Consider the following 2,046-nt stretch of genomic DNA (forward strand, 5'->3'; position numbering starts at 1 on the left):
TGCCGAACAGCGGCGAGTTGGTCAGCGGGCCCGAGCCGAACTCGGGCGTGGTGGTCTTGCCGATCAGGATCGCGCCCTGGGCACGCAGGCGCGCCACGCTCACCGCGTCTTCGGCGGGCACGTTGTCGCGGTGGATCACGGCGCCGAAGGTGGTGGCCACGCCCTCGGTGTTGACCAGATCCTTGACCGAAAACGGAATGCCGTGCAGCGCGCCCAGCGGCCGGCCGGCCGCGATGGCATCCTCGGCGCGGCGGGCCTCGGCCAGCGCGCGTTCGGGTGTCAGGGTGATGAAGCAGTTGAGCGTGGGCTGCAGGCGCTCGGCGCGCGCGAGCACCGCCGTCACCAGCTCGACCGGCGAGAGCTGGCGCGCGCGGATCAGGCCGGCCAGCTCGGTCGCGGGCGTGAAGAAGAGCGAATCGTCGGACATGGACATCGAGCCTTCGTGCGTGCTATTCGTCGATGACGATGCCGGCCGCCTTGACGATCGGCTCCCAGTTCCTGCGCTCGCGCTGCGCCCGCTGCGCGAGCTCGGCGCGACCCTCGGCATGGGCGACCAGCCCGGCCGCCTCGAGGCTGCGCGCGAGTTCGGGCTTGGCCGCCGCCGCGAGAAAGCCGCGCTCCAGCGCCGACAGCGCGGCGGCCGGCGTGCCCGCGGGCGCATAGACCGCATACCAGCTCGTGGCCGCGACGAACTCGCCGAAGCCTTGCTCCTTGGCCGTGGGCACGTCGGGCAGCGCCGGCAGCCGCTTGTCGCCGCTGAGGCCGAGGAACTTGATCTTGCCGCCCTTGTAGAGCGGCATCATGCTGGCCGCCGCGTCCCAGCCCATCGACAGCTCGCCGCCGACCACGTCGATCAGCATCGGCGAGGCGCCGCGGTAGGCCACGGGCGTGAGCTCGAAGCCCTGCGCCTTGGCGAGCGCGAAGGCGCCGAGGTGGCCCGAGCTGCCGATGGTCGCGAGGCCCAGCGTCGCCTTGCTCGGGTTCTTCTTCGCCCATTCGACGTACTGCTTCATCGAGCTGTAGGGCTGACCGGCGCCGGTGACGACCGCGGTGGGAATCTCGACCAGCAGCGCGACCGGCACCAGGTCCTTGTCGGCGTCGTAGCCCGGCGTCTTGTAGGTCAGCGGCAGGATGGTGAGCAGCGGCGACGGCGCGAGGTAGAGCGTGAGGCCGTCGGGCTTGGCCTTCTTCACCGTGTCCCAGGCCAGGCGCGCCGAGGCGCCGGGCTTGTTGTCGACCACGATGCTGCCGAAGCCCGCGTCCTTGAGCTGCTCGGCATAGAGGCGCGCGACCGTGTCGGCCGCGCCGCCGGCCGCATAGCCGACGACGATGCGCAGGTTGCCGCCCGCGAGGCCCGGCGGCAATTGGGCCTGCGCGGCCGGAAGGAGGCAGGCCGCGAAGGCCGCGACGGCAAGGGATCGGCGGATGAAGGACGGCATGGAGGACCTCGCGGTGAAAGAAAGGGGATCGCTCAACCGAGCGCCTGCTCGACCAGCGCTGCGACATCGAGCAGATAGTGGTCGTCGTACCAGCGGCCCACGAGCTGCAGCCCGATCGGCAGGCCGATGGCGCTGCAGCCGCAGGGCATCGACAGCGCGGGATGGCCCGTGAGGTTCATCGGATAGGTGTAGGGATACCAGGCGCCGCGCACCGTGCCCGCGGGCCGGCCGGCGATCTCGATCTCGCCGCTCACGTCCATGTCGATGGGCAGCGGCGGCGCCGACAGCGTGGGCGACACCAGCACGTCGAAGCGTTCGAACAGCGCCTGCAGCTCGTTGAAGCAACGCGTCTTGGCGAAGGTGGCCTCGTGCAGGTCGACGGCCGTGTGGCGGCGGCCCTTTTGCACCGCATCGATCAGCGAGGCATCGAGCCGGTTGCCGAAACGCTCGAGGTTGGCGCCCACGCGCGCGGCCAGCAGCGACTGCAGCACGACCAGGAAATGCTTCTCGAGCGATGCGAAGTCGAGCTGCACGGTCTCGACGCTGGCGCCCTCGCGCGCTATCGCCTGCACGGCGGCACCGGCGATGGCCTCCACCTCGGGGTCGA

3 protein-coding genes are annotated in these 2,046 nt (G+C 71.0%); all 3 read right to left on the bottom strand.

Annotated elements, in window-relative coordinates:
* A partial coding sequence (locus tag AC27VN_RS39820; RefSeq protein ID WP_490880263.1) for an amidase family protein occupies positions 1-427 on the bottom strand: 427 nt, incomplete at its 3' end.
* Positions 428-449: 22 nt separating this feature from the next.
* Complete coding sequence (locus AC27VN_RS39825; RefSeq protein WP_489040620.1) at positions 450-1,439, bottom strand: Bug family tripartite tricarboxylate transporter substrate binding protein; 990 nt, start codon at positions 1,437-1,439, stop codon at positions 450-452.
* 32 nt (positions 1,440-1,471) lie between these two features.
* A partial coding sequence (locus tag AC27VN_RS39830) for an amidase family protein (protein WP_490880264.1) occupies positions 1,472-2,046 on the bottom strand: 575 nt, incomplete at its 5' end.

The sequence above is a fragment of the Variovorax sp. 20P10.2.4 genome (genome assembly GCF_058244205.1).